Here is a 25,405-nt window from a genome sequence, read left to right as displayed (position 1 = left end):
GTTCGGTCAGGCGGGTGAACCGAGCACGGGCGGTCCGAGCAGCGGCACCGGGGTCGCGCGATGGGTCAGCACCGGAAGCAGCTCGGTGACCCGGAACGGGCGGTGCGCCGGTATGCCGGGCGGGGCCGGCGCGAGCGGCACGAGCAGATCGGTGTCCGCCGGGTGACCCTCGGCCCCGTCGGCGGTGAGGTCGCCGTGCAGCCACAGGGTGAGCATGTACAGGCCGGGCAGGGACAGCAGGCGCGCCTGGTACGGCTGTGGCAGGGCCTCGGCCTGGTGCAGGGCGCGTTCGGTGGAGGTGACGTACGGGCCCTCGAAGAAGTGCGAGAAGGCCCAGCCGTCCGGGGTGAGCATGGTCTCGGCCGCGGCCACCGCCCGATCGCCGCAGCGGATCAGGAAGCGCCAGCCGGCCAGTCGCGTCGCGGACAGGCCCTGTGCGGTGATCCGGTCCAGGACGTGCACGGGCAGCGGGAGTTCGGGTGTGGTCGGCCCCTGCGCGGCGCGCAGGGAGGGGGTGCGTGCCTCACGGACCGCGGTGGGGGAACCGAGGGCGGTGAGGACGGAACGCAGGGCAGGCGCGGGGGCAGGGGGCACGTGCAGCGGCATGTGGGTCGCCTCTCGTTCGACAGGCGCGACGGCGCGAGGAGGGATGGGGCGGACGGCGCTGTCTGCTCACGCAAGGCCGGAAGGGTGGAAGCCCGGTCGGGAACATGGGTGCGGCTCGGCCTGCCGCCCGTCGTCGGGACGGCCTGGACACGGCAGGAACCAGGACCGAGGGCGTCAGCCTTCCGCCTTGTGGGCGAAGTTTATATGACGCCTGTTCGGCCGTTGTTTCGTCTACCTTAATCCGGGAAGCCGCGCAAGGCGGTAATAAGCCGACGATTTGCGGGAGTCCTCCCGATTTCCGGACCGCCAGCCCCTCGCTGACCTCGGGATACGCGCCGGTAACGGTCGGCTGAATGTCGTCGGCGTTTTTCACGAGGTGATGGGGGCACCCGGAGGTCCACCGACGCATGCCCCGTGAATGTGCCGCGGGGAACATTCCGACAGAGTAGCGGCTGCCGGGTCCGCGCGGGGGCGTTATGGATCGCTTCCGCTGGGCATCATCCCTGCTGCACCCGGGAGCCCGGCGGCCGGTTCGCCGGCCCGCCCAGCCGAGGAGGGACACTTCGATGGGGGAGAAGGTCGTGGCGGGGCAGTTCGACCTGTCCGATCGTCAGCGCTACCGCGAAAAGCTCCAGAAGTGTCTTGCGGGACTGGAGCGGCTGCTGCGGGAGAAGCGATTCGACCGTCCCAAGAACCTCATGGGAGTCGAGATCGAATTGAATCTCGCCGGGTCCGACGGCATGCCCAAAATGTTGAACGGGCAGGTACTGGAGCGGATCGCGAGCCGCGATTTCCAAACAGAACTCGCCATGTTCAACCTGGAAGTCAACATAGCGCCACACCGATTGGGCGGCCGGGTATTCGACCGGCTCGCCGAGGAGCTGCGCACCTCGCTCGCCTACGCCGACCGCAAGGCCGGGGAGGTGGACGCCGGGATCGTCATGATCGGCATCCTGCCCACCCTCGACCGCGACGACCTGGTCTCCTCCAACCTCTCCGAGGTGGACCGCTACACGCTGCTCAACGATCAGATCGTGGCCGCGCGCGGCGAGGACTTCCGGCTCGACATCGAGGGCGTCGAGCACCTCGTGTGCACCTCCAAGTCGATCGTCCCGGAGGCCGCGTGCACCTCCGTGCAGCTGCACCTCCAGGTGACCCCGGCCCGCTTCGCCGACGTGTGGAACGCGGCCCAGGCGGCGAGCGCCGCGCAGATCGCCGTCGGCGCCAACTCACCGTTCCTGTTCGGTCACGAACTGTGGCGCGAGTCCCGGCCCCCGCTGTTCCTGCAGTCCACCGACACCCGCCCGCCCGAGCTCCAGGCGCAGGGCGTACGGCCGCGCACGTGGTTCGGCGAGCGGTGGATCAGTTCGGCGTACGACCTGTTCGAGGAGAACCTGCGCTACTTCCCGGCGCTCCTTCCCCTGTGCGACGACGAGGACCCGCTGGAGGCCGTCGAGTCGGGCGGCACGCCGAAGCTCGCCGAACTCGTGCTGCACAACGGCACGATCTACCGCTGGAACCGGCCGGTGTACGGCATCGCCGACGGCGTCCCCCATCTGCGGGTGGAGAACCGCGTGCTGCCGGCCGGACCGACCATCACCGACGTGATCGCCAACGCGGCCTTCTACTACGGCCTGGTGCGCGCCCTCGCCGAGGAGTCCCGGCCGGTGTGGACCCGGCTGCCCTTCGCAGCGGCCGAGGCCAACTTCGACGCGGCGTGCCGGTACGGCATCGACGCGCGGCTGGTGTGGCCGAGGCGGGGACGGTACGGCGGCACCGGCGAGGTCGACGCGGTCACCCTGGCCCGCGACGAGCTGCTGCCGCTGGCCTCCGCCGGGCTGGACGCGTGGGGGGTGGAGCCGGCCGACCGGGACCTGTACCTGGGCGTCATCGAGGAGCGGTGCCGGCGCCGGGTGAACGGTGCGTCGTGGCAGACGGCCACGTTCCATCGCTGCCTCGAACAGGGCATGACCCGCGAGGCGGCGCTGGCGGCGACGACGCGGCGCTACGCCGAGCTGATGCATGTCGGAGAGCCGGTGCACACATGGCCGGTGGGGTTGCCGGAACCGGTGCCGCTCGGGTGAACCGGGGGTGCCGGCGGGGCTGAGCGCGGCACCGGCCGCACGGCACGCCCTCGTGGCGGAGCCTCCTCGCGGCGGGGAGAAGGCCCAGCGGCGTGGTCAGTGAGGTGACCGGTGCCTGCCGACGCCCGGGGGGCGGGCGTGTGCCGTGCTCATGTGTCCTCTGCGATCCTTGCCAGGCATAGTGGGCCCCGAGGTCCATGAGCCGGACGGAGGCAGGGGTGCAGGTGGAGGCTGAGTCGGTGGCCGGATCCGGGGCGGGGCGGCGCGACCCGCGGCGGATCCTGCGGGACGAGACGCTGCTCGTCCTCGCCCTGTCGCTGGGCGCGAGCGGGGTCTCCGCGCTGATCAGCTTCATCGGCGCGGTCACCAAGCCGGGCGGCCTGAAGGACCAGGCGGCCACCCTCAACGCGTCGGCCGCCCCCGGCCGCCCCTGGCTCGACCTGGCCTGGCAGCTGTTCGGCATCGCCACCGCGCTGGTCCCCGTCGCACTCGTCGCCCACCTGCTGCTGCGCGAGGGCGGCAGCCTGCGCACGCTCGGCTTCGACCGCACCCGGCCCTGGCCCGACCTGGCCCGCGGCGCCGGCGTCGCGGCCGTGATCGGCAGCACCGGCATCGCCTTCTACCTCACCGCCCGCGGCCTCGGCTTCAACCTCACGGTCGTCCCCGAGGCACTGCCGGACGTGTGGTGGAAGTTCCCGGTGCTGGTCCTGTCGGCGATGCAGAACGCGATCCTCGAAGAGGTCATCGTCGTCGGCTATCTGCTGCGCAGGCTCGGCCAGTTGGGCTGGACCCCGGGAACCGCACTGGCCGCCAGCGCGGTCCTGCGCGGTTCGTACCACCTCTACCAGGGGGTCGGCGGCTTCCTCGGCAACATGGTCATGGGCGTGGTGTTCGTGTACCTGTACCGGCGCTGGGGCCGGGTCGGCCCGCTGGTCGTCGCCCACTCGCTGCTCGACATCGGCGCGTTCGTCGGCTACGCCCTCCTCGCGGGGAAGGTGGGCTGGCTGCCCACGGCGTGACGACCGGCGTGACGACCGGCGCTCAGGCCCGCAGCTCGCCCTCGACGACCGTGACCGCGTGCCCGGTGAGCAGGGTGCGGTCGCCGCGCAGCGCGGTGCGGACCAGGCCGGTGCGGCGGGAGGCCTGGAGCCCGGTGAGCTCGTCGCGTCCCAGGCGTGCGGACCAGTGCGGGGCGAGTGCGGTGTGGGCGCTGCCGGTGACCGGGTCCTCGTCGATGCCGACGTTCGGGAAGAAGCAGCGGGACACGAAGTCGTAGCCCCGGGACGGATCGTCGGCGCGGGCGGTGGCGATGACGCCGCGCGACGAGAAGGCGCCGAGCGACCTGTGGTCCGGCGCGAGACCCAGGACCGTCTTCTCGTCGGCCAGTTCCAGCAGCAGGTCGCCCACGTTCGGGCCGGTGTCGAACGCGGCGACCGGCGCCGCGCCGAGTGCCTCGGCGACTCCCGCCGGGATCTCGGCCGGGGTGAGCGGGGCGGTCGGGAAGTCGAGGGTCAGGGAGCCGTCATCGGCGGGCGTGGCGATGAGCACGCCGCTGCGGGTGGCGAACCGCACCGGTCCCTCATGGGCGCCGGTGGTGTGCAGGACGTGGGCCGTGGCGAGCGTGGCGTGCCCGCACATCGCGACCTCGGCGACGGGCGTGAACCAGCGCAGCGCCCAGTCCGCCTCCCCGCCCTCGGGCAGCCGGTGGGCGAACGCCGTCTCGGCGTGGTTGATCTCCATGGCGACGTTCTGGAGCCAGTCGTCGTCGGGGAAGACGTCGTCCAGGAGCAGGACTCCGGCCGGGTTTCCGGCGAAGGGGCGGTCGGTGAAGGCGTCCACGATTCGCATGCGCATGACGCCGACGCTAGTGCCGTGACCGAGTCCCGACCAGGGCGAAGGGCATGGGCACCGAGAGGGGGGCTTGTCAGGCGATGGGTTCCGATATATCGTTGAGGCATCGCGAACGATACGCGATGCAGACGTGACTGATCATCGATGGAATGGAGTGATCACGATGCACACGCACGGATTCGAGCACCGGGCCCGGCACCAGGGCCCCGGACCGCGGGGCAGCTTCGGGGGATTCGAGGGACGGCGGGCCGCCTTCGGGCCGTTCGGTCCGGGTGGGCCGGGCTTCGGCCCCGGCGGACCCGGACCCTGGGGACACCGGGGCCGCGGCGGCCCGCGGGGACGCGCGCGGCGCGGTGACGTACGGGCCTCGATCCTGGCCCTGCTCAAGGACCGCCCGATGCACGGCTACGAGATGATCCAGGAGATCGCCGAACGCAGCGGCGGCGCCTGGAAGCCCAGCCCCGGATCGGTCTACCCCACGCTCCAGATGCTGGAGGACGAGGGGCTGATCGCCAGTGCCAGCGAGGGCGGCAAGAAGCTGTTCACGCTCACCGAGGAGGGGCGCGCCGCCGCCGACGAGGGGCCCGACGCCCCGTGGGAGGAGGCCTCGCGCGGGGTCGACTGGGAAGCCCTCAGCGAGATCCGCCAGGCCGGCGTCGGCCTGATGGAGGCTTTCGGCCAGGTCTGGAAGACCGGCAGCAAGGAGCAGCGCGAGAAGGCGCTGGCCGTCATCAACGACGCCCGCAAGAAGCTGTACCTGATCCTCGCCGACGAGCACTGAGGCCCGTACGGCGGACCGGGCGCCCCGCGTGACACCGCGCGGGGCGCCCTCGCGTACCCGGGTTCGACGGGCGGCGTTCGACTCCTCGCGTCGGGCAGGCCCCTCGGTGTCAGCCCACCCGCCGTATCACCGCCGCGTCGAACAGGTCCGACGCGCGCGGAAGGGCGCTCTCGTCGTGGCAGTGCCAGGCCTGCCAGAACAGGTCCGCGGGCAGGGCGTCCTGCGGCGCGTACACCCGGTACACGTACTCCCTGCCGTCGACTGCCGGCAGCGCCACGAGCCAGCACTCGGACACGCTCTCCACATCGGGAGGGACGGCCCGGGGCGCTCGGTGGTTGCACAAGGGCGCGCGGAGCAAGGCGGCGCGCGCTGTCCGGCCCGGATCGGCCTGATCTCCTCCGTAAGGATGAGATGCCGAACGCCGATGTCCACTCTGTGTGGGACGCGAAGATGGTTCCGCTCGCGGATGACCCGGCCCGTTGAGGCTGATGGGGTAAGGGTTGTGCAACCCCGTACAGCCCGCCCGGCCGCCCATGAAGAGGCGGTACCGCACCTGGACGACGATGCCGTGCTCGGCGCCGAGCTGGCAGCGGTGGTCGCCGGTGCCCGCCGCCGGGCCGTGCGCGACGGCGACCGGCAGATCGACACCGCCCATCTGCTGCACTCCCTGCTGGAGCACGACCCCGAGGTCCGCGCCGCCGTCGGCGGCCCGCCGCAACTCGCCCGGCTGCTCGGCTATCTCGTGCAGCGCAGCATCGGCTACGGGCTGCGCTGGCAGGGCCGGGTCGAGGACTCCGGCGAGCTAGCCGCCGTCCCCGCCCCCACCGTGCCCGGCGCCCGCGAGCACAGGGACACCGCCGGCTGGTCGCCCACCGCGGCCGCCGCCGTCGCCGGCGCCCGTGAGCGCGCCCGGCTGCGCGGCGAGTCCCGCGTCACCGGTCTCGACCTGCTCGCCGCACTCACCGCGGACCCCGAGTCCCGGGCCGTCGAGGTCCTGCGGCGTGCCGGCATCCGCGAGCTGGACACCCGTACCGCACACGGCCCGCAGGTCTGCGCCGGGGAGGACGGGCCGGTCCGCCGAACGTAGTGCGCGTCCAGCCCCTGAGACAGGTGTCAACGGGGATGACGCTCATGTCGCCGCCTGTCATCATGTGCCGGTGCATACGTCAGACAGCAGTCAGGCCGGCCGTGGCAAGGGCGTGGGGCTCGGTCTCGCGCTCGCCTCGGCGCTGGCCTTCGGCGGGTCGGGAGTCGCCGCCAAACCCCTGATCGAGGCGGGACTCGACCCGCTCCACGTGGTCTGGCTGCGGGTGGCGGGCGCCGCCGTCGTCATGCTGCCCGTCGCCGTACGGCACCGCGCGCTGCCCCGCCGCCGGCCCGCGCTGCTCGCCGGGTTCGGACTGCTCGCCGTGGCGGGCGTGCAGGCGTGCTACTTCGCCGCGCTGTCCCGGATCCCGGTGGGCGTGGCGCTGCTCGTCGAGTACCTGGCCCCCGCCCTGGTGCTGGGCTGGGTGCGGTTCGTGCAGCGGCGGCCCGTGACCCGTGCCGCCGCGCTCGGCGTCGTCCTCGCGGCCGGCGGCCTCGCCTGTGTGGTCGAGGTCTGGTCGGGGCTGAGCTTCGACGCGCTCGGCCTGCTGTTCGCGCTCGGCGCCGCCTGCTGCCAGGTCGGCTACTTCGTGCTGGCCGACCACGGCGGCGACGCCGGCGACGAGGCGCCGGACCCGCTCGGCGTCATCGCCTACGGCCTGCTCGCCGGCGCCCTCGTGCTGACCGTCGTCGCCCGCCCTTGGGACATGCGCTGGTCGGTGCTGGCGGGCACCGCCGACCTGAACGGCACCGCCGTCCCGGCCGCCGCGCTGCTCGGCTGGATCGTGCTGATCGCCACCGTCGTCGCGTACGTCACCGGGGTGCTGTCGGTGCGCCGGCTGTCGCCGCAGGTCGCCGGCGTCGTGGCCTGCCTGGAGGCGGTCATCGCGACGGTGCTGGCCTGGGTGCTGCTCGGCGAGCACCTGTCCGCGCCCCAGGTGGCCGGCGGCGCGGTCGTCCTGCTCGGCGCGTTCATCGCCCAGTCCGCGACCCCCGCGAAGGGTTCGGCCGGTCCGGTGGCCGGGTCGGGCGGCGTCGAACGCGAGTTGTCGACCCCCGGCACCGCGGCATAAGGTGCCGGTCATGCCGTCGAACGCACTCGTCCTTCCGCCCCCGGCCGCCTGAGGCGGGCCTCCGGGACACCCGCCCGCGCGCATGCCGCGCCCGGGCCGGACGGTGCTGCCCGCAGACGAAGTCCGCGCGCCCCGCTGAAGCGGGCCGCCCCCGAACTTCCGCACCCACGGGTGCGTTTCTGCGGAAGAGAAACCCTTGACGACGTCACACACTGCCACCGGCCTGCCCGTCGGGCGCGGCCTGCTGTACCTGTTCATCACCGGTGCCGCCTGGGGCACCGCCGGCGCCGCCGCCTCGCTGGTCTACCGGGCCAGTGACATGGGCGCCTTCGCCCTGTCCTTCTGGCGCTGCGCGCTGGGGCTGGTCCTGCTCCTCGCCGGACGCGGACTGCGTCCGTGGACCCGGCCGGCGACCGCGCAGCCCCTGATCCGGCGGGCCGGCCTGATGCTGGCCACCGGCCTCGGTCTGGCGGTGTTCCAGACCGCCTACTTCGCGGCCGTGGAGTCGACCGGCCTGGCCGTGGCCACGGTCGTCACGCTCGGCGCGGGCCCCGTCCTCATCGCGCTCGGCGCCCGGCTGCTGCTGGGCGAACGGCTCGGCGCCGGCGGGATCTCGGCCGTCGGCGGGGCCCTGGCCGGGCTGGCCGTGCTCACCTTCGGCGGCTCGGCGGCGACCGTACGGCCGGCCGGAGTGCTCCTGGCCCTGCTGTCGGCCGCGGGCTACGGCGCCATGACCCTGCTGACCCGCTGGTGGGGAAGGGGCGGCGGCGCCGAGGCCTCCGGCACCACCGTGGGCGCGTTCGCGGTGACCGGCCTGTGCCTGCTGCCGTTCGCCCTGCACGAGGGCCTGCTGCCGCACACCGCCCACCCGGCGCGGGTGCTGTGGCTGATGGTGTACATCGCCGCCGTGCCCACGGCCCTCGCCTACGCCCTGTACTTCGCCGGCGCGGCCGTCGTACGGTCCGCGACGGTGTCCGTGATCATGCTGCTGGAGCCGGTCACCGCGGCCGTGCTCGCCGTCGGCCTGCTCGGCGAGCGGCTCACGGCCACCACCGCGGCCGGCACCCTGCTCCTGCTCGGCGCCGTCGCGGGCCTCGCGGTGGGTGAGGCACGCGACGGCCGGGAGCCGGTGCCGGTCCGTCTGCCGGAGGCTCAGAGGGACTTCAGGTAGTCGGGCAGTTCGACCCCCGGTGCCAGGTCGGCGCTGGGCAGCGGCGCCTCGTAGCCCTTCCGGAGCGGGACGACGCCGGCCCAGTACGGCAGGCCGAGGTCCTCCGGGTCGTCGTTCGCGCCGCCGGTGCGGAGCTTGGCCGAGACCTCGTCCAGGTCCAGCCGGATCACCGAGGTGGCGGCCAGCTCCTTCTTGTTGGCGGGCCGGGAGTCGGCGGACCGGCCCGGCACGACGTGGTCCACCAGCGCGTCCAGGGCCGTCCGCCGCTCCTCGGGGTCGGTGACCTGGCGCGCGATGCCGTGCACCACCACGGACCGGTAGTTGATGGAGTGGTGGAAGGCGGAGCGCGCCAGCACCAGCCCGTCGACGTGGGTGACCGTCAGGCACACCGGCAGGCCCGGGTCGGTCTCGCCGGTCATCCGCAGCGGGCGGGAGCCGGTGGAGCCGTGCACGTACAGCCGCTCGCCGACCCGGCCGTACAGGGTCGGCAGCACCACGGGCGCGCCGTCGCGGACGAAGCCGAGATGGCAGACGTAACCCTCGTCGAGTATCGCGTGCACCAGCTCCCTGTCGTACGACGCCCGGTCCGCGGACCGCGTGGGAACGGTCCGGTCGGTCGGGGTGTAGGCGGCGGCCTGGGTTTCCTCGGTCGTCCCCTGCATGGCGGTCCTCCATGGAGCATCGGCGATCGGCGGCAGCCGCATCGACTTCGGCATTGCACTAGTGCATAATGTTGTTTGTGCTAGGAGAGTATCCCATTCAAGGGCGCGGCGCAGCCGAGATCGCCGCCAGCGTCGAGCGCGCGGTCGGCGCCGGAGAGCTGCTGCCGGGTCAGTCCCTGCCGCCGATGCGGGAGTTGGCGGACCGGCTGGGCGTGAATCCCAACACCGTGGCGGCCGCCTACCGCACCCTGCGCGAGCGCGGGGTGATCGAGACCGCAGGCCGCCGGGGCAGCCGCGTCCGGCCCAAGCCGGCCACCACCGGCCGCGAGGAGCTGCGGGTGGAGGTGCCGGCCGGAGGCCGCGACCTCTCCGAGGGCAACCCGGACCCCGCCCTGCTGCCCCGCCTCGCACCGGCCCTCGCCGCGGCGGCGGAGGAGGGCGACCGGCGGCCCGTCCTCTACGGCGGCGACCCGATCGACCCCGGCCTCGTCCGCCTCGCCCGCGCCGAACTCGACGCCGGCGGCGTCCCCGACGGCCCCGTCACCGTGACGTCCGGCTCCCTCGACGCCATCGAGCGCATCCTCACCGCGCACCTGAGGCCGGGCGACGCGGTCGCCGTGGAGGACCCGGGCTGGGGCAGCGTCCTCGACCTGGTCCCGGCGCTGGGTCTGCGCATCCACCCGGTCGGTGTCGACGACGAGGGACCGCGCCCCGAGGAGCTGCGCCGGGCCCTGGAGTCCGGGGCCCGCGCCCTGATCGTCACCGACCGCGCGCAGAACCCGACCGGCGCCTCGGTGACCGCCCCACGCGCGCGTGCCCTGCGCGCGGTGCTGCGCGAGCACCCGGCAACCCTGCTCGTCGAGGACGACCACGGCCACGGCATCGTCGACCTCCCGCTGCACCCCCTCGCCGGCGTCACCCGTCACTGGGCCCTGGTCCGCTCCGCCTCCAAGGCCTACGGCCCCGACCTGCGCGTGGCCGTCCTCACCGGCGATCCGGTGACCGTCGACCGGGTGCGCGGCCGCCAGCGGCTGGGCCCCGGCTGGGTGAGCCTGCTGCTGCAACGGGCCGTGGCCCGGCTGTGGTCCCAGGGCGCGGTGGACCGGGCGGCGGTGGCGAAGGCGTACGGCGCCCGCCGGGACGGGCTGGTCGACGCGCTCGCGGAGCGCGGCGTCGCCGCCCACGGCCGCAGCGGCATGAACGTGTGGGTACCGGTCCCCGACGAGACCGGCGCGGTGGCCCGGCTCCTGCAGTCGGGCTGGGCGGTGGCACCGGGGACACGCTTCCGCGTGGCCTCGCCGCCGGGCGTCCGCATCACGGTCTCCACGCTCACGGAGGAGGACATCGGCCGCCTGGCGGACGCGGTGGCGGCAGCGGTGCGGCCGTCTCCGGCACGCGTCCACGGCTAGCAGGGAGCGACGAGGAGTGGGGACGTCAGGCTGCCTTGCGTCCCCGCACCTGGGTGAGCGCCGCCCCCGCGAGAACGATCACCGCCCCCACCGGCGTCGTCCACCGCAGCGACTCCCCGAGGATCGCGACGCCGGCCCCCGTGGCGATGACCGGAATGAAGTACGTGACCATCTGCGCGGTAGTCGGCCCGACTTCGGCGACCAGCCCGTACTGGATGAGCACCGCCAGCCCGGTGCCCAGCGCCCCCAGCGCGGCGATCGCCAGCAGCGGAACGAGCGTGAAGTGCGCGGGGAAGCTGGTGAACAAGGGCGTCACGACGGCCAGTTGGAGCGCCGCGAGCATCAGCTGCGCCCCCGTCATCGACAGATGGGAGTTGCCCGTGCCCGCCAGCGTCCGCCTGACGTAGATCCAGCCGACCGGGTAGCTCAGCGAGGCGAGCAGCGCCATCGCCGTACCCCCGGCGTCGAGGCCGTGGAAGCCCTGCCACGCACCCAGCACCGTCAGGACGCCCAGGAACCCCAGCCCGAGCCCGGCCACACGCACTCGGGTGGGCCGGTCCTCGGACAGCGCGACCAGCGACAGGGCCATCCCCCACAGCGGCGAGGTGGCGTTGCAGATGCCGGCCAGCGTGGACGGGATCGTCAGCTCGGAGTAGGCGAAGAGGGAGAACGGCAGGGCGTTCAGGAAGAACGCGGCGACCGCCATGTGCCCCCACAGCCGGGCCCCGCGCGGCAGCCTCTCCCGCTTGACCGCCATCGCCGCCGCCAGGACCGCCGTACCGAACACCAGACGGCCGAGGGTGACCTGGAAAGGGGCGTATCCCTGCGTGCCCACCTTGATCAGCAGGAAGCTGAAGCCCCAGATCAGGGACAGGGCGCCGAAGCGCAGGCGCCAGTCCAGGCGGGCGCGGGGGCGGGCCGGGGCGGGGGACTGGGTCCGGGATGCGGTGACCGTGCTCATGGAGCCAAGAATGCTGGAGGCAATCTCGTAGCACAATCGAGATTTCCCACCTGGTACCTCTTAGAATCGCTTACATGTTGAACCTGGAGCGCCTGCGCACCCTCGACGCCCTCGCCCGGCACGGCTCGGTCAGCGGGGCCGCGGACGCGCTGCACGTCACCACGTCCGCCGTCTCCCAGCAGCTGGGCAAGCTGGAGCGCGAGGTCGGCCAGCAACTGCTCGTCAAGAACGGCAGGGGCGTGCGGCTCACCGACGCCGGCCGGCTGCTGTCGGAGCACGCGGCACGCATCCTGTCGCAGGTCGAGCTGGCCGAGTCCGACCTGGAGGCGCACCGCGGGCAGGTCGTCGGCGAACTCAGGCTGTCGGCGTTCCCCACCGCCGCGCGCGGGCTCTTCCCCGACGCCCTCGGCGCGCTCCGCTCTTGGCATCCCGGACTGCGGGTGCGCTCCAGCGAGCTGGAGCCGGAGCAGGGCATCGCCGGCGTCGTCCGCGGCGACCTGGATCTCGCGGTCGTCCTGGACTGGTACAACAAGCCGATGCCCGTGCCGGACGGGCTGGTCAAGGCGCCCCTGCTGGACGACCCGGCCGATGTCGCCATGCCCGCCGGGCACCGGCTCGCCGGCCGGGACGAGGTGGACCTCACCGAGTTCGCCGAGGACGAGTGGATCACCTGGGGCCAGGGTGAGTTCTGCCACGAGTGGCTGATGTTCACGCTGCGGTCCAAGGGCGTCGAGCCGATCGTCGGCCACCGCGCGGGCGAGACCCACACCCAGCTCGGCCTGGTCGCCGCCGGCCTCGGCGTGTGCATCGCGCCCCTGCTGGGCCGGCACCCGGTCCCGGACGGCGTGGTCCTGGTGCCGCTCAAGCAGCGGGTGCGCCGCCACGTGTACGTCGTCTGGCGCGCGGACGCCGACCGCCGCCCGTCGATCCGGGCGGCGGTGGACGCCCTGCGCGCCGCGGCACAGAAGGTCGGCTGAGCCCCTGCGGCTGAGCCCCTACGACGGCCCCAGCTTCCGGAAGTCCCAGGAGACGGTCTTCTCCGGTGTCAGCCGGGCCCAGGCGTGGCGGCCGTCGTGGGGCAGCTCGTCCAGACCGAAGTACTTCCGCGCGAACAGCGTCTCGGGCGTGTCGAGTTCCGCACACAGCTCCCCCGCGCGCGGCACCTCGCCCACGAACGCCACCCGGCCCGACAGCTCGACCCCGCGCAACTCGTCGTACTCCTCGCCCGCGTCGACCACGACGGCCACCCGCGGATCGCGGCGCAGCTGGGCCCAGCGCCTGCTGCGCACCACCGAGTACAGCCACAGCGAGGTGCCGTCCCAGGCGAACCACAGCGCGCTGACGTGCGGAGCGCCGTCCGCCGAGACGGTGGCGACCCGGCAGGTGCGCTGACGGGTGAGGAACTCGTCCAGCTCGCCGGGCGTCATCATGATCTTCCGGCCCCGGCGCTGCCCGGTCATACGGCCCCCCTCGTGTCCCTCAGGCCAGCTTGATGTCCTCGCCGGACACGGTGATCTTCTCGGCGGGCAGCGGCTGGGTGGCCGGCCCCTGCTTCACGCTGCCGTCCGCGACGGAGAAGTGGCTGTTGTGGCACGGACAGATGATGGCACCGTTCGCCACGCTGCCCACCGCGCAGCCCTGGTGGGTGCACTTGGACGAGAACGCCTTGAACGTGCCCGCCGTCGGCTGGGTGACGACCACGCCCTGGTCCTTGAAGATCTTGCCGCCGCCCTCGGGGATGTCGGAGGTCTTGGCCAGCGCGGCGCCGCCGCCGCTGTTCTGCGACGCTCCCGTGGAGCCGCTGCTCCCCGTCCCGGCCGAGCCCCCCGGTCCGGAGGAGCCGGAGCCCGGGTCGACCGAACCGGACGCGTCGTCGCTCGACCCGCAGGCCGCGAGCGCGGCGGCCAGACCCGCCGCTCCGGCCGCCGCCACGACCGTACGGCGGGCCGGTCCCGGAGCCGGATGGGGCGATGCGCTGCTCATGTGGGTTTCCTTCCGCGGAGCTTCTCGTGATCCGCCCAGGGGTACGGCGCCCGGACGCCGCCCGTTCAGACGGCACCCCGATCCTCGCCGCCCGGGCATGCGGCGGGCGTAAGCCCCAGCTGTGGGCCTGCCGCCGGTCGCGCCCCAGTAACCTGGGGCGATGCTCAAGGAAGTCACCGCGACCCGCTACATCACGCCACTGCGTGAGGGGGGCTCGCTGCCGGGGCTCGTCGAGGCCGACGACTTCGGCACGTACGTGCTGAAGTTCACGGGCGCCGGCCAGGGCCGCAAGACGCTCGTCGCCGAGGTGGTGTGCGGCGAACTCGCCCGCCGGCTCGGCCTGCGGATGCCCCGCCTGGTCACCGTCCGGCTGGACCCGGTGCTCGGACTCGGCGAGCCCGAACAGCAGGTGCAGGACCTGCTCAGGTCAAGCGGCGGCGCCAATCTCGGCATGGACTTCCTCTCCGGCGCCCTCGGCTTCGACCCGCTCGCCTTCCCGGTGAGCCCCGAGGAGGCCGGCCGGATCGTCTGGTTCGACGCGCTGGTCAACAACGTCGACCGGTCCTGGCGCAACCCCAACCTCCTGGTGCACCGCGGCGAACTGTGGCTCATCGACCACGGCGCCACCATGATCTGGCACCACAACTGGCCCTCCGCCTCAGCCTCCGCGGCCCGCCCCTACGACGCCGGCGACCACGCCCTCGCCCGCTTCGCCCCCGACCTCGCAGCCGCCGCGGCCGAGTTGGCGCCGAAGGTCACCGAGGACCTGCTCGCCGAGGTCACCGCCGAGATCCCGGACGCCTGGCTCACCGTCGAGCCGGGCTTCGACTCCCCGGGCGACCTGCGCCGGGCCTACGCACGGCCGCTGCTCGCGCGGGCGGCCGTCATCGCCGAACGCATCACCGGCATCGAGGGGACCCAGTGAGCGAGACCCACATCCACATGGCCGGCCACGTCACCGAGCGGCACATCACCCGGGCGGGCCAGGGCGGCGACCGGGACGTGTTCGAGTACGCGCTGATCCGGGTCGTCCCGCGCGTCGAGCGCGGCGAGTGCGTCAACGCGGGCGTCGTCGTCTACTGCCGCGCCAAGGCCTACGTCGGCGCCCGCACCCATCTGGACGAGGCCCGGCTGCTCGCCCTGGACCCGCACGCGGACGTGGCCGGGCTCCGCGCCGCGCTCGACGCGATGGAGCGGCACTGCGCGGGCGGCGAGGAGGCGGGGCAGGCGGCCGGGGACGACGCCGGGCGCCGCTTCCGCTGGCTGATCGCGCCGCGCTCCACGATCGTCCAGCCCGGTCCGGTGCACACCGGTCTGACCACCGACCCGGCCGCCGAGACCGAGCGGTTGCTCGACCTCCTGGTGAGGTAATGGATCACATGCACCCGGTGTGCCGTTGACACCGGGTGCCAGGGCTTCTAGCGTCACGTGTGCTGAAGGTACTAAGCGGTCGCTCACCGCATCACAGAGTCCCTGGAGGGGCCGCCGCAGGCTCTCCAGGGGCGCCAGGTTCTCTCAAGGGCGAGGAGAAGCAGCAATGTCCACCACTGAACAGCGGGTCGCGGTAGTCACCGGCGCGGCGCGCGGCATCGGAGCCGCCACCGCCGTACGGCTGGCCGCGGAGGGCCGTGCCGTCGCCGTGATCGACCTCGACGAGGCCGCCTGCAAGGACACCGTCGAGAAGATCACCGCCGCGGGCGGCAGGGCGATCGCCGTCGGCGCCGACGTCTCTGACGAGGCGCAGGTCGAGGCGGCCGTCGCGCGGATCGTCGAGGAGCTGGGCGCCCCGGCCATCCTGGTCAACAACGCCGGCGTGCTGCGCGACAACCTGCTGTTCAAGATGAGCGTCTCCGACTGGGACACCGTCATGAACGTGCACCTGCGCGGCTCGTTCCTGATGACCAAGGCCGTTCAGAAGCACATGGTCGACGCCGGCTGGGGCCGGATCGTCAACCTCTCGTCCTCCTCGGCGCTCGGCAACCGCGGCCAGGTGAACTACTCCGCCGCCAAGGCCGGTCTCCAGGGCTTCACCAAGACCCTCGCCATCGAGCTGGGCAAGTTCGGCATCACCGCCAACGCCGTCGCCCCCGGCTTCATCGCCACCGAGATGACCAAGGCCACCGCCGAGCGCGTCGGCATGGGCTTCGAGGACTTCAAGAAGGCGGCCGCGGGCGCGATCCCGGTGCAGCGCGTCGGCGAGCCCGAGGACATCGCCAACGCCATCGCCTTCTTCACCGGCGAGGCGGCCGGCTTCGTCTCCGGCCAGGTGCTGTACGTCGCCGGCGGACCGCTCAACTAAGGGACCAGGTACATGACTTCCGCTGAACTCCCCGAGCTCTCGGGCAAGGTCGCCCTCATCACGGGCGCCAGCCGCGGCATCGGCTACGGTGTCGCCGAGGCGCTCGTCGCCCGGGGTGACCGGGTGTGCATCACCGGCCGAGGCGAGGACGCCCTGAAGGAGGCCGCCGAGAAGCTCGGCGCGGACCGGGTGATCGCCGTCGCCGGCAAGGCGCACGACCTGGCCCACCAGGCCGAGGCCGTCGAGCGCACGATGGAGGCCTTCGGCCGCCTGGACTTCCTGGTCAACAACGCGGGCACCAACCCGGTCTTCGGCCCGATCGCCGACCTCGACCTGGAGGTCGCCCGCAAGGTCTTCGAGACCAACGTGATCTCCGCGCTCGGCTTCGCCCAGAAGGCCTGGCACGCCTGGCAGAAGGACAACGGCGGCGCGATCGTCAACATCGCCTCGATCGCGGGCCTCGCGCCCTCGCCGTTCATCGGCGCCTACGGCGTCAGCAAGGCCGCCATGATCAACCTGACCCAGCAGCTGGCGCACGAGTTCGCGCCGAAGGTGCGGGTCAACGCGATCGCCCCGGCGGTGGTCAAGACCAAGTTCGCGCAGGCGCTGTACGAGAACCGCGAGGAGCAGGCGGCCGCCGCCTACCCCCTCGGCCGGCTCGGCGTGCCCTCCGACATCGGCGGGGCCGCCGCCTTCCTCACCTCCGAGCAGTCCGACTGGGTCACCGGCCAGACGCTCGTCGTGGACGGCGGCATCTTCCTCAACGCCGGCGTCGGAGCCTGAGCCGCTTCCGGGCGCCGATTTTCGGACGGATCGGCGCCCGGAACGCCCCCTGGGATCCGCTCAGCGGACTGACAACGTCGTCACAGCGGAACCGACCGCGTATCGATCAAGAAGCCCTGTTTCCGGGGAGGTTCCAAGGCCCGGACGCTGCGGTATGGTCTGCCGACCCTTGGTATGGCAGATCGAGGAGCGTGCGCGTGTTCAACCGGAACCGATTCCTGCGGAGAGTCGCGGCGATCGCGTCCATATCCCTGGTGGCCACCGGCTGCGGCCTGCTGTCCGACGGCGGCGGTGACGGCAAGGGGCCCATCGTCGTGGGCACCACCAGCGCCCCCAGCACGCTGGATCCCGCCGGAGCCTGGGACGGCTCCTGGGAGCTGTACCGGAACATCTTCCAGACGCTCGTCGCCTATCCCAGCGGTGCCACCGCCCCGCAGCCCGACGCGGCCCAGAGCTGCTCCTTCACGGACTCCTCCAGCCGGACCTACCGCTGCACGCTCCGCGCGGGTCTGAAGTTCGCCGACGGCGACGCCCTGAACGCGCAGGCCGTCAAGTACTCCATCGACCGCATCCGCACCATCAACGCCCCCAGCGGACCCGCCGGGCTGCTCGGCAGCCTGGACCGGGTGCAGGCGCTCGGCGACCGCGAGGTCGTCTTCCACCTCAACCAGCCCGACGCCACCTTCCCGTTCGTGCTGGCCACACCCGCCATGTCGATCGTCGACCCGCAGGACTACCCCGCGCGCTCCCTGCGCAAGGACGACGGCACCGACGGCTCCGGCCCGTACAAGATCCAGTCGTACGAGGAGGGCAAGCAGGCCGTCCTCGTCTCCAACGGCAACTACCACGGCTTCGCCCAGCGGCAGAACGACGCGGTGACCATCCGCTACTTCCAGGACTCGGCCCAGATGGTCAAGGCCCTGCGGGACAAGCAGATCGACGTCACCTACCGCGGCCTCGCCGCCGACGACATCCTCGCCCTCCAGCAGCACGCCGACAGCAACCTGCAGCTGATCGACGGCTCCGGCATCGACATCAGCTACCTGGTGTTCAACCCCAAGGACCCCTGGGCCAAGCAGCCGGCCGTCCGCAAGGCCGTCGCCCAGATCGTCGACCGGGGCGCCATCGCCCACAAGGTGTACAAGGACACGGTCGACCCGCTGTACTCGATGGTCCCCAAGGGCCTGACCGGGCACAGCACCGGCTTCTTCGACGACTACGGCGACCCCAGCGTCCCCAAGGCCCGCAAGATCCTCTCCGACGCGGGCATCCACCAGCGCGTCCCGCTCACCCTCTGGTACACCACCGACCGCTACGGCTCCGAGACGGCGCTGATGTTCCAGGAGCTGAAGCGGCAGCTGGAGGGCTCCGGACTGTTCACGATCACGCTCAAGAGCCGCCCCTGGAAGACCTACGTCGTCGGATACCAGAAGGGCGAGTACCCGGTGTTCGGCCGCGGCTGGTTCCCGGACTTCCCCGACGCCGACAACTTCATCGCCCCGTTCGTCGGCGAGCACAACGCGCTCGGCACGCCGTACCCGGCCCCTCAGATCACCGGCAAACTGCTGCCCCACTCCCGCGCGGTGAGCGACCGCGGCCGCACGGTCAAGGACATGGAGGAGGCCCAGCAGATCATCGTGAACGACGCGCGGCTGATCCCGCTGTGGCAGGGCCGGCAGTATATCGCCGCCAGCGAGGACATCTCCGGCGGCGAGCAGGCCCTCGACCCGTCGACGATCATGATGATGTGGGCGCTGCACCGCAAGACCAGCTGGTGAACCCCCCTTCGGCTGCCGGTTGTCAGTGGTCGCCTGTAGGTTCTGAGGCCTGGACGTGACCACGCCGTAGTAGACCGAAGGACGTTGACGTGACCGACATCGCCATGCTGCCCGAGTCCTGGCGCGGGGTTCTGGGCGACGAGCTGCAGCAGCCCTACTTCAAGGAGCTGACCGAGTTCGTCGAGGAGGAGCGGGCGAAGGGTCCCGTCTACCCGCCGCGCGAGGAGGTCTTCGCCGCGCTGGAGGCGACGCCGTACGAGCAGGTCAAGGTCCTCGTCCTGGGCCAGGACCCGTACCACGGCGAGGGCCAGGGCCACGGCCTGTGCTTCTCGGTCCGCCCGGGCGTGAAGACCCCGCCCTCCCTGCGGAACATCTACAAGGAGATGCAGCAGGAGCTGGGCCTGCCCGTCCCGGACAACGGCTATCTGATGCCGTGGGCCCGGCAGGGCGTGCTGCTGCTCAACGCGGTCCTCACGGTCCGGGCCGGCGAGGCCAACTCGCACAAGGGCAAGGGCTGGGAGAAGTTCACCGACGCCGTCATCCGGGCGGTCGCCGACCGCCCGGACCCGGCGGTCTTCGTCCTGTGGGGCAACTACGCGCAGAAGAAGCTGCCCCTGATCGACGAGACGCGGCACGCGGTCGTCAAGGGCGCCCACCCCTCCCCGCTCTCCGCGAAGAAGTTCTTCGGCTCCCGCCCCTTCACCCAGATCAACGAGGCGATCGCCCGCCAGGGCCACGAACCGATCGACTGGCGGATCCCGAACCTGGGGTAGGACTTCCGCCCGGCCACAGCGAGACCCGCCACCGGCCCACCGGCCGAAACCGCAACGGCGCTGCCTGCCCGGCTTTCCGGGCGGCACGGTTTAGCGTCGGCAGCGTAGACCGGTCGACAGCCCGGAGGGCACCCGTGGCGGAGCAACAGGAACAGGCGGCCTACGACGCCGTGCTCACGCGGATCGGGCAGGTCGTGATGCTGCACCACGGCGGCGACCGCGAGGAGGCCCGCAGCCGGCTGCTGACCCTGTGGGCGGAGATCGGCGAGGACGGCGACCCGCTGCACCGCTGCACCCTGGCCCACTACCTCGCCGACACCCAGGACGATCCGGAGGACGAACTGGCCTGGGACCTCAGGGCGTTGTCGGCGGCGGAGGAGGTGGCCGGCGGTGAAGCCCCGCCGGGTGTGCGGGGCTTTCTTCCCTCCCTGCACCTCAATCTCGCCGCCGACTACGTGAAGCTCGGCCGGGACGAGGCCGCCCGCAGCCATCTGCGCCGGGCCCGCGAGACCGCCGGCGCGCTCGCCCGGGACGGGTACGGCGAGGGGGTGCGGGCCGCCATCGGCCGGCTGGAGTCGCGGCTGGGCGAGTGACGGCCCGGGCCCCCTCGTCAGCGGCCGTAGGCCTGGTCGCAGATCTGCGCCTCGGGGCTGTCCGCGCGCCAGCCGCCGTACTTCCTGCCGAGGGCGCACACGTCCGGCACCGTGCCGGCCGGCTTCGACCGGTCAGGTACGGCCGTGTGCGGCCGCCGGGGCTGCTCGGCGTGCCGGTGCGGGGGAGGAGCCGGTGGCCGGTGTTCGAGCGGGGGCGCCTCGGGCCGGTGCCGGGGGGCGGCCGGCGCCGGGTGCCGCGGGCGCCGGGTGGGACCCGTCATCTCCAGCGCCTCCTGGGCCGGCGCCTGGACGGCCCGGGGCCCGGCGCTGCCGTCCGTGCGGGGCGCCGCCGGGACCGAGGTGGTCGCCTGCCGGGGCGGCGCGGGCGTCGCGGGGGCCTGGACCGTCACACAGCCGGAGAGGGCCGAGACGGCCACGGTGGCCAGGAGCGCTGCGGTGGTCGTCGTTCGATGCACCCGCGCAACTCTGCTGCGTCGGCACCCGCCTTGGCACCAGGGAGGCCGAGGCTGATGCCCCGTACGGATGATCTCGTGCCCCGTCCGAGGGCTTCGGGCGTACCGAGGCTGACGTTCAGTCGCCGGTGGCGCCATCGATGCGCTCGCGGAGCAGATCGGCGTGCCGTTGTGCCGGGCGTGCTCGATCTCCGCCTGCCAGGTGCCGTACGCCTCCTGCCAGGTGTCGGCCTCGCTGACGTGGAAGTAGCCGTCCCTGTCCTCGTCGGTGCGCTCCGCCATGTGCCGCACCAGGCCCATGAGCGACAGCTCGGAGGGCGGCACGGACGCGGTGCGCAACTGCTCGTCGGTCAGCCCCGCGCACTTCACGGCCGGCGTCCCGCGGTGGTAGTCCAGCCGGCCCTCCAGCATGGCCGGCGTCCGGCCATGCTGGAGGGTTTTCACCGGCCCAGCATCCCCCTGAGCAGCTCCCGCAGGCCGGTGCGGATCTCCTCCAGGTCCGGCGCCTCGGCGCTGAACGAGCCCGCCGCGCAGGAGAACATCAGCCCGTCCGCCCAGGCCACCAGGGACAGCACGTGCCGGGCCGGGTCGGGGGAGCCTGCGGCGGTGAGCATCGCGGCCAGCTGCTCCTTGAAGACGGCGCCGGTGCGGTCGTAGAAGGCCCGCAGCTCGGGGCGGCGGGTGGCCTCCAGGGCGAGTTCGTAGCGGGCGATCAGCAGGTCGCGGTCCCGGGTCAGGGAGCGGTGCACGGCGAGCGCCAGCCCGTCGGCGAGCGCGTCGGGTCCGCCGTCCGGCGCCGGCATCTCCGCCGGGTCCAGCACTCGGGCCTCCCGCTCGGCGTGCCGTCGTACCGCCAGCTCCAGCAGGGCCTGCCGGGTGCGGGCCACGTTCGATGTCGAGCCGGGCGGCAGTCCGGCCGTCTCGTCCACCGCCCGGTGCGTCAGGCCGCGCATGCCGCGCTCGGCGAGCAGGGCGAGGGCGGCGTCGGCGACGAGATCGGCGCGGGAGGCGCTCGAGGTGCGTACGGACATGATCCGACCCTACCGGGCTCACTACGCCTGTAGTAGAGTTCGGTCCACTGGGTCACTACAGGTGTAGTGAACGGGAACGGGAGGAACCATGACACCGTCGGACCGCGCGATCGTCATCGGCGGCGGCATCGGAGGCCTGGCCGCCGCGGCGGCCCTGCACCGAAAGGGCTGGGGCGTGACCGTCCTGGAGCGCGCCCCTTCCCTGGAACCGGTCGGCGCGGCCATCTCGCTGGCCCCGAACGCCCTGCGGGCCCTGGACGTGCTCGGCATCGGCGACGAGATCCGGCAGCTGGCCGCCTGGCAGGGGGACGGCGGCCTGCGCACCCCGGACGGGCGCTGGCTGTCCCGCACCAGCGCCGAGGCGGCCGCCGCCCGCTTCGGCGGGCCCCTCGTCCTGCTGCCCCGCGCCACGCTGGTGGACCGCCTCGCCGCTCTCCTGCCGCCCGGCGCCGTCCGCACCGCGGCCGACGCGTCCCTCGCCGACCCCGGCGACGGCCGCGGGCCCGCCCGCGTCCGCACCGGCGCCGAGGAACTGCGGGCCGGGCTGGTGGTCGGCGCGGACGGCATCGGCTCCCGAGTCCGCGCGGCCCTGTTCCCCCATCATCCCGGGCCGGTGTACGCGGGGTTCACCACCTGGCGGATGCTGATCCCGCTGCCGGGCGTCCGGTTCGCCTCCCACGAGACGTGGGGCCGGGGCCGCATCTGGGGCACTCACCCGCTCAAGGACGGCCGTGTCTACGCCTACGCTGCGGCCAGGACCCCGGCCGCCGGCCGGGCGCCCGACGACGAGAAGGCCGAACTCCTGCGCCGGTTCGGCGACTGGCACGACCCGATCCCGGCCGTGCTCGCCGCCGCCCGCCCCGAGGACGTGCTCCGGCACGACGTCCACCACATCACCATCCCGCTGCCCGCCTACCACGCGGGCCGGACCGCGCTCCTCGGCGACGCCGCCCACGCCATGCCGCCCACCCTCGGCCAGGGCGGCAACCAGGCCGTCGAGGACGCCGTCGTCCTCGCCCACCACGCCCACGACCTGGCCGCCTACACCGCCGCCCGCCTCCCGCGCACCACCGCGATCGCCCGCCGGGCCGTCAGGGCCGCACGCGTGAACATGGCCGCCGGGCCCGCCGCCGTCGCCGTACGCGACAGGGCGATCGCGGTCCTGTCGAAGGCCGCACCCGCGCTCCTCCTGCGCGGCTTCGACGACATCGCCGGCTGGCGGCCGCCGTATGCTGCCCAGGACACGGTCGAGCGGTAGGGGAGCACACGTGAAGGTCGGCTGCATCGGACTCGGGGACATCGCGCAGAAGGCGTATCTGCCGGTGCTCGGCATGCAGCCGGGGGTCGACCTGCACCTGCACACCCGGACGCCCGCCACCCTCGAACGGGTCGCCGACACCCTGCACCTGCCGCCCGGGCAGCGGCACGGCACGCTCGACTCCCTGCTCGCGCAGGGGCTCGACGCGGCCTTCGTGCACGCGCCGACCGGCGCCCACCCCGAGATCGTCACCCGGCTGCTCCAGGCCGGCGTGCCCACGTACGTGGACAAGCCGCTCGCCTACGAACTCGCCGACTCCGAGCGGCTGGTGGCCCTGGCCGAGCAGCGCGGGGTCTCGTTGTCCGTCGGCTTCAACCGCCGGTACGCGCCCGGGTACGCGCAGTGCCTGGATCATCCGCGCGAGCTGATCCTCATGCAGAAGAACCGGGTCGGGCTGCCCGAGGAGCCGCGCTCGATGATCCTGGACGACTTCATCCACGTCGTGGACACGCTGCGGTTCCTGGTGCCGGGCACCGTGGACGACGTCACCGTCCGCGCCCGTGTCCAGGACGGGGCACTGCACCACGTCGTGCTGCAGCTCGGCGGGGACGGCTTCACCGCGCTCGGCGTGATGAACCGGCTCAGCGGCTCCAACGAGGAGATCCTCGAGGTCTCCGGGCAGGACACCAAGCGGCAGGTGCTCAATCTCGCCGAGGTGATCGACCACAAGGGCCAGCCGACCGTGCGCCGGCGCGGCGACTGGGTGCCGGTGGCCCGGCAGCGCGGCATCGAGCAGGCGGTGCTCGCCTTCCTGGACGCCGTACGCGCGGGGAAGGTGCTCAGCGCCCGGGACGCGCTGGCGACTCATGAGCTGTGCGAGCGGGTGGTGCGAGCGGTGCAGGGCCGCCTCGGCGCAGCCTGAGCGCCCGCACCCCCTCGGCGGCGCAGCACACGGCCAGCACCAGCAGCGCGCCGTGCACCGGCCAGTCGCCGAAGCGGACGTACGGCGTGACGCCGTGCGCCAGCGGTACGTCGTACACCCGGGCGGCGCTCGCATCGGTGCCGAGCCAGGGCCCGAGCTGCTGCCCCTTCGGCCCGTACACGGCCGAGACGCCGGTGAGCGTCGCGTGCACCATCGGGCGGCCGGTCTCGGCGGCCCGCAGCGCGGCCAGCGAGGCGTGCTGCGCCGGGGCCCAGCTGCGCTGGAAGGACGAGGTGGAGGACTGGCCGAGCAGGACGTCGGCGCCGTCCTCGGCCAGATGCCGGCTCATGTCGGGGAACGCGGTCTCGAAGCAGATCAGCGGTCCGATGCGCAGGCCGTGCCCCACGTTCATCACGACCTGCTCGCTGCCGCGCCTGCGGTCCTCGCCGGCCGCCTTGCCGACCGAGGTGGCCCAGCCCAGGACAGAACGGGCGGGAACGTACTCGCCGAACGGCACGAGCCGCATCTTGTCGTACCGGTCGCCGGTCGGGCCGTCCGGGCCGATCAGCACCGAACTCTTGTAGATGCCGGGCCGGTCGGAGCGGCGCGCGTCCACGTTGACCAGGACGTCGGCGCCGGTCGCCCGGGACAGCGCGGTGATCCGCCGGGCCAGGTCGGGACGGTGCCCCAGATCGAAACCGACGCTCGACTCGCCCCAGACGACCAGGCCGACGTGCTGCCCCACGAGCCGCCGGGTCAGCTGCTCCTCGCGGTCGAACCGCTTGTCGCCGCTGTCGTGCCCGGCCACGATCCCGGGCTGCACGACGGCGATCCGCACATGTCCGTCGACGTCCGGGCGCGGCGCCCAGGCCCACGCGGCCGAGGTCGCGGCGGCCGTGGCGACCAGCGAGGCCACGGCCGGGAGCCGCGACTCGGGCACCCGTATCAGCACGGCCGCCGCCACGTTCACGGCCACGATCAGGAAGCTGAGCAGCCACACCCCGCCGACCGAGGCGAGCCGCAGCGCGGGGGACACCTGCCACTGGCTGGCGCCCAGCACGCCCCAGGGCCCGCCGAGCCCCTGCCAGGACCGCACCAGCTCCACCATCAGCCAGCCGGACGGCAGCACCAGCAGCGCGGCGGCGCCCCGCCCCGGCGTCGGCCGCTCCCCCAGGAACCGGCGCACCAGCCACCCCCAGGGCGCCCAGAGCGCGCCCAGCAGCGCCGCGATCAGGAAGATGAACACGTGCAGGCTCGGCAGCAGCCAGTGGTGCACCGCCAGCAGAAAGCCGAAGCCGCCGCACCAGCCGTCGTACGCCGCCCGCCGCCCGGTGGGCGCCGAGCGGGCCAGCAGGATCCAGGGGACCAGGGCCACGTACGCGAACAACCACAGAGCCGGCGCGGGGAACGCGAGCACGGGCAGCGCACCGGCGACGACGCCCACGGCGGAACGCCGCCAAGGGGAGGCCAGCCAGTGGTCGATCGTCCTCATCTGTGCCCTCCCTGCCGTGCCCTCCCTGCCGTGCGCTCGTTCCAGTGTGCGCGGTCCACGCGATCTACGACAGGGGGCACCTGACCGACCTGCACCGGGGCGCGGGCGGCTTGCGCGGGGGGTGGGCGCTCGGAGGCGGTATCGGGGATGTGGGGCTGGATGGCTCGGCTGTGGACCGCGCGGCCGGGCGCCGTGAGCGGGGCGTGGGTGGAGGCGGTTCCGGGGCCGGTGTGGCCGGTTTCGTTGGACGCGGCGGCCTGCGGGGCGGAGCGGCCGGGCGTTTGCGGGCGCGTGAGCGGCCGGAGGGCCGGGATGGCCGGGGTGTCTGCCGGTGGG

Annotated in this window: 27 protein-coding genes and 1 pseudogene; 17 read left to right on the top strand and 11 right to left on the bottom strand. The window is 73.2% G+C overall.

From position 1 onward, the window contains the following. Nucleotides 1–6: 6 nt before the first annotated feature. Nucleotides 7–606 carry a hypothetical protein gene (locus ACGFZN_RS05440; RefSeq protein WP_393857148.1) on the bottom strand — a complete coding sequence of 200 codons (600 nt, stop codon included), beginning with the start codon at nt 604–606 and terminating at the stop codon, nt 7–9. 566 nt (nt 607–1,172) lie between these two features. Here ACGFZN_RS05440 and ACGFZN_RS05435 point away from each other — a divergent pair. Together ACGFZN_RS05435 and ACGFZN_RS05430 are read left to right on the top strand one after the other, a co-directional pair. Then, complete coding sequence (locus tag ACGFZN_RS05435; RefSeq protein ID WP_393857147.1) at nt 1,173–2,690, top strand: glutamate--cysteine ligase; 1,518 nt, start codon at nt 1,173–1,175, stop codon at nt 2,688–2,690. 218 nt (nt 2,691–2,908) lie between these two features. Continuing rightward, the gene (locus tag ACGFZN_RS05430; protein WP_393857146.1) at nt 2,909–3,709 is read left to right on the top strand and encodes a CPBP family intramembrane glutamic endopeptidase; all 801 of its coding nucleotides are present in this window, start codon (nt 2,909–2,911) and stop codon (nt 3,707–3,709) included. A 22-nt stretch (nt 3,710–3,731) separates the two neighbouring features. Here ACGFZN_RS05430 and ACGFZN_RS05425 read toward each other — a convergent pair whose 3' ends face one another. Beyond that, nucleotides 3,732–4,544, bottom strand: coding sequence for a PhzF family phenazine biosynthesis protein (locus tag ACGFZN_RS05425; protein ID WP_393857145.1), 813 nt, complete (start codon nt 4,542–4,544; stop codon nt 3,732–3,734). A gap of 160 nt (nt 4,545–4,704) precedes the next feature. Between ACGFZN_RS05425 and ACGFZN_RS05420 the strand changes: the two genes are divergently transcribed. Beyond that, complete coding sequence (locus ACGFZN_RS05420; protein WP_393857144.1) at nt 4,705–5,322, top strand: PadR family transcriptional regulator; 618 nt, start codon at nt 4,705–4,707, stop codon at nt 5,320–5,322. A gap of 109 nt (nt 5,323–5,431) precedes the next feature. On the opposite strand, the gene ACGFZN_RS05415 is transcribed toward ACGFZN_RS05420, so the two are convergent. After that, on the bottom strand, nt 5,432–5,617 hold the full coding sequence (locus ACGFZN_RS05415; protein ID WP_393857194.1) for a hypothetical protein: 186 nt from the start codon (nt 5,615–5,617) through the stop codon (nt 5,432–5,434). A gap of 207 nt (nt 5,618–5,824) precedes the next feature. Here ACGFZN_RS05415 and ACGFZN_RS05410 point away from each other — a divergent pair, with 207 nt between their 5' ends. The 3 genes from ACGFZN_RS05410 to ACGFZN_RS05400 all read left to right on the top strand — a co-directional run bounded on the left by ACGFZN_RS05410 (nt 5,825) and on the right by ACGFZN_RS05400 (nt 8,652). Continuing rightward, a complete protein-coding gene (locus tag ACGFZN_RS05410; RefSeq protein ID WP_393857143.1) occupies nt 5,825–6,409 on the top strand; it encodes a Clp protease N-terminal domain-containing protein in 585 nt (194 codons plus the stop codon). Nucleotides 6,410–6,473: 64 nt separating this feature from the next. Next, nucleotides 6,474–7,481: a DMT family transporter gene (locus ACGFZN_RS05405; RefSeq protein WP_393857142.1), complete on the top strand. Its 1,008-nt coding sequence runs from the start codon at nt 6,474–6,476 to the stop codon at nt 7,479–7,481. Between the two features lie 196 nt (nt 7,482–7,677). Then, nucleotides 7,678–8,652 carry a DMT family transporter gene (locus ACGFZN_RS05400; RefSeq protein ID WP_393857141.1) on the top strand — a complete coding sequence of 325 codons (975 nt, stop codon included), beginning with the start codon at nt 7,678–7,680 and terminating at the stop codon, nt 8,650–8,652. Here ACGFZN_RS05400 and ACGFZN_RS05395 read toward each other — a convergent pair. Next, a complete protein-coding gene (locus tag ACGFZN_RS05395) occupies nt 8,634–9,314 on the bottom strand; it encodes a pyridoxamine 5'-phosphate oxidase family protein (RefSeq protein WP_393857140.1) in 681 nt (226 codons plus the stop codon). The genes ACGFZN_RS05400 and ACGFZN_RS05395 overlap by 19 nt on opposite strands. A gap of 77 nt (nt 9,315–9,391) precedes the next feature. On the opposite strand from ACGFZN_RS05395, the gene ACGFZN_RS05390 reads away from it, so the two are divergent. Continuing rightward, nucleotides 9,392–10,723 (top strand): aminotransferase class I/II-fold pyridoxal phosphate-dependent enzyme, encoded by a 1,332-nt coding sequence (locus tag ACGFZN_RS05390; protein WP_393857139.1) that lies wholly within the window; start codon nt 9,392–9,394, stop codon nt 10,721–10,723. A gap of 25 nt (nt 10,724–10,748) precedes the next feature. On the opposite strand, the gene ACGFZN_RS05385 is transcribed toward ACGFZN_RS05390, so the two are convergent. Then, nucleotides 10,749–11,684, bottom strand: coding sequence for a DMT family transporter (locus tag ACGFZN_RS05385; protein WP_393857138.1), 936 nt, complete (start codon nt 11,682–11,684; stop codon nt 10,749–10,751). Between the two features lie 74 nt (nt 11,685–11,758). Here ACGFZN_RS05385 and ACGFZN_RS05380 point away from each other — a divergent pair, with 74 nt between their 5' ends. Next, nucleotides 11,759–12,661: a LysR family transcriptional regulator gene (locus ACGFZN_RS05380; RefSeq protein ID WP_393857137.1), complete on the top strand. Its 903-nt coding sequence runs from the start codon at nt 11,759–11,761 to the stop codon at nt 12,659–12,661. A gap of 18 nt (nt 12,662–12,679) precedes the next feature. On the opposite strand, the gene ACGFZN_RS05375 is transcribed toward ACGFZN_RS05380, so the two are convergent. Together ACGFZN_RS05375 and ACGFZN_RS05370 are read right to left on the bottom strand one after the other, a co-directional pair. After that, nucleotides 12,680–13,144: a pyridoxamine 5'-phosphate oxidase family protein gene (locus ACGFZN_RS05375; RefSeq protein ID WP_393857136.1), complete on the bottom strand. Its 465-nt coding sequence runs from the start codon at nt 13,142–13,144 to the stop codon at nt 12,680–12,682. A gap of 19 nt (nt 13,145–13,163) precedes the next feature. Further along, complete coding sequence (locus tag ACGFZN_RS05370) at nt 13,164–13,667, bottom strand: Rieske (2Fe-2S) protein (RefSeq protein ID WP_393857135.1); 504 nt, start codon at nt 13,665–13,667, stop codon at nt 13,164–13,166. 160 nt (nt 13,668–13,827) lie between these two features. On the opposite strand from ACGFZN_RS05370, the gene ACGFZN_RS05365 reads away from it, so the two are divergent. From ACGFZN_RS05365 to ACGFZN_RS05335, 7 genes are all read left to right on the top strand, one after another. Beyond that, the gene (locus tag ACGFZN_RS05365) at nt 13,828–14,592 is read left to right on the top strand and encodes a HipA family kinase (RefSeq protein WP_393857134.1); all 765 of its coding nucleotides are present in this window, start codon (nt 13,828–13,830) and stop codon (nt 14,590–14,592) included. Beyond that, entirely contained in the window at nt 14,589–15,038 is a 450-nt protein-coding gene (locus tag ACGFZN_RS05360) for a DUF3037 domain-containing protein (RefSeq protein WP_393857133.1), read from the top strand. Before ACGFZN_RS05365 ends, ACGFZN_RS05360 begins: the two co-directional genes overlap by 4 nt. A 166-nt stretch (nt 15,039–15,204) precedes the next feature. After that, entirely contained in the window at nt 15,205–15,966 is a 762-nt protein-coding gene (fabG, locus tag ACGFZN_RS05355; RefSeq protein WP_393857132.1) for a 3-oxoacyl-ACP reductase FabG, read from the top strand. A 12-nt stretch (nt 15,967–15,978) separates the two neighbouring features. Further along, the gene (locus ACGFZN_RS05350) at nt 15,979–16,749 is read left to right on the top strand and encodes an SDR family oxidoreductase (protein ID WP_393857131.1); all 771 of its coding nucleotides are present in this window, start codon (nt 15,979–15,981) and stop codon (nt 16,747–16,749) included. Nucleotides 16,750–16,946: 197 nt separating this feature from the next. Continuing rightward, complete coding sequence (locus ACGFZN_RS05345; RefSeq protein ID WP_393857130.1) at nt 16,947–18,527, top strand: ABC transporter substrate-binding protein; 1,581 nt, start codon at nt 16,947–16,949, stop codon at nt 18,525–18,527. Between the two features lie 89 nt (nt 18,528–18,616). Continuing rightward, nucleotides 18,617–19,300 carry a uracil-DNA glycosylase gene (gene ung / locus ACGFZN_RS05340; RefSeq protein ID WP_393857129.1) on the top strand — a complete coding sequence of 228 codons (684 nt, stop codon included), beginning with the start codon at nt 18,617–18,619 and terminating at the stop codon, nt 19,298–19,300. Between the two features lie 134 nt (nt 19,301–19,434). Next, nucleotides 19,435–19,893: a hypothetical protein gene (locus ACGFZN_RS05335; RefSeq protein WP_393857128.1), complete on the top strand. Its 459-nt coding sequence runs from the start codon at nt 19,435–19,437 to the stop codon at nt 19,891–19,893. 17 nt (nt 19,894–19,910) lie between these two features. Here ACGFZN_RS05335 and ACGFZN_RS05330 read toward each other — a convergent pair whose 3' ends face one another. The 3 genes and pseudogenes from ACGFZN_RS05330 to ACGFZN_RS05320 form a co-directional block, all read right to left on the bottom strand. Further along, nucleotides 19,911–20,369 carry a hypothetical protein gene (locus tag ACGFZN_RS05330; protein WP_393857127.1) on the bottom strand — a complete coding sequence of 153 codons (459 nt, stop codon included), beginning with the start codon at nt 20,367–20,369 and terminating at the stop codon, nt 19,911–19,913. Nucleotides 20,370–20,484: 115 nt separating this feature from the next. Beyond that, nucleotides 20,485–20,777, bottom strand: a pseudogene (locus ACGFZN_RS05325) (DUF664 domain-containing protein). Between the two features lie 29 nt (nt 20,778–20,806). Beyond that, nucleotides 20,807–21,397 (bottom strand): TetR/AcrR family transcriptional regulator, encoded by a 591-nt coding sequence (locus ACGFZN_RS05320; RefSeq protein ID WP_393857126.1) that lies wholly within the window; start codon nt 21,395–21,397, stop codon nt 20,807–20,809. A gap of 88 nt (nt 21,398–21,485) precedes the next feature. Here ACGFZN_RS05320 and ACGFZN_RS05315 point away from each other — a divergent pair, with 88 nt between their 5' ends. After that, entirely contained in the window at nt 21,486–22,655 is a 1,170-nt protein-coding gene (locus tag ACGFZN_RS05315; protein ID WP_393857125.1) for an FAD-dependent monooxygenase, read from the top strand. Nucleotides 22,656–22,665: 10 nt separating this feature from the next. Continuing rightward, complete coding sequence (locus ACGFZN_RS05310) at nt 22,666–23,577, top strand: Gfo/Idh/MocA family protein (protein ID WP_393857124.1); 912 nt, start codon at nt 22,666–22,668, stop codon at nt 23,575–23,577. On the opposite strand, the gene lnt is transcribed toward ACGFZN_RS05310, so the two are convergent. Further along, the gene (lnt, locus tag ACGFZN_RS05305; RefSeq protein ID WP_393857123.1) at nt 23,495–25,069 is read right to left on the bottom strand and encodes an apolipoprotein N-acyltransferase; all 1,575 of its coding nucleotides are present in this window, start codon (nt 25,067–25,069) and stop codon (nt 23,495–23,497) included. The two genes, ACGFZN_RS05310 and lnt, sit on opposite strands and share 83 nt — an antisense overlap. Between the last annotated feature and the right edge of the window lie 336 nt (nt 25,070–25,405).

Source organism: Streptomyces sp. NPDC048192, from assembly GCF_043202415.1.
In the GTDB taxonomy this organism is placed as follows: domain Bacteria; phylum Actinomycetota; class Actinomycetes; order Streptomycetales; family Streptomycetaceae; genus Streptomyces.
The sequence above is the reverse complement of the archived record's forward strand: the minus strand, read 5'-3'. Positions and strand labels throughout refer to the sequence as shown.

Bases quoted from the DNA above. Each gene is read 5' to 3' on its own strand.
- ACGFZN_RS05440 (WP_393857148.1), bottom strand. From the start codon at position 606: ATGCCGCTGCACGTGCCCCCTGCCCCCGCGCCTGCCCTGCGTTCCGTC.
- ACGFZN_RS05435 (WP_393857147.1), top strand. From the start codon at position 1,173: ATGGGGGAGAAGGTCGTGGCGGGGCAGTTCGACCTGTCCGATCGTCAG.
- ACGFZN_RS05425 (WP_393857145.1), bottom strand. From the start codon at position 4,544: ATGCGCATGCGAATCGTGGACGCCTTCACCGACCGCCCCTTCGCCGGA.
- ACGFZN_RS05420 (WP_393857144.1), top strand. From the start codon at position 4,705: ATGCACACGCACGGATTCGAGCACCGGGCCCGGCACCAGGGCCCCGGA.
- ACGFZN_RS05395 (WP_393857140.1), bottom strand. From the start codon at position 9,314: ATGCAGGGGACGACCGAGGAAACCCAGGCCGCCGCCTACACCCCGACC.
- ACGFZN_RS05385 (WP_393857138.1), bottom strand. From the start codon at position 11,684: ATGAGCACGGTCACCGCATCCCGGACCCAGTCCCCCGCCCCGGCCCGC.
- ACGFZN_RS05380 (WP_393857137.1), top strand. From the start codon at position 11,759: ATGTTGAACCTGGAGCGCCTGCGCACCCTCGACGCCCTCGCCCGGCAC.
- ACGFZN_RS05375 (WP_393857136.1), bottom strand. From the start codon at position 13,144: ATGACCGGGCAGCGCCGGGGCCGGAAGATCATGATGACGCCCGGCGAG.
- ACGFZN_RS05370 (WP_393857135.1), bottom strand. From the start codon at position 13,667: ATGAGCAGCGCATCGCCCCATCCGGCTCCGGGACCGGCCCGCCGTACG.
- ACGFZN_RS05365 (WP_393857134.1), top strand. From the start codon at position 13,828: ATGCTCAAGGAAGTCACCGCGACCCGCTACATCACGCCACTGCGTGAG.
- fabG (WP_393857132.1), top strand. From the start codon at position 15,205: ATGTCCACCACTGAACAGCGGGTCGCGGTAGTCACCGGCGCGGCGCGC.
- ACGFZN_RS05350 (WP_393857131.1), top strand. From the start codon at position 15,979: ATGACTTCCGCTGAACTCCCCGAGCTCTCGGGCAAGGTCGCCCTCATC.
- ACGFZN_RS05320 (WP_393857126.1), bottom strand. From the start codon at position 21,397: ATGTCCGTACGCACCTCGAGCGCCTCCCGCGCCGATCTCGTCGCCGAC.
- ACGFZN_RS05315 (WP_393857125.1), top strand. From the start codon at position 21,486: ATGACACCGTCGGACCGCGCGATCGTCATCGGCGGCGGCATCGGAGGC.
- lnt (WP_393857123.1), bottom strand. From the start codon at position 25,069: ATGAGGACGATCGACCACTGGCTGGCCTCCCCTTGGCGGCGTTCCGCC.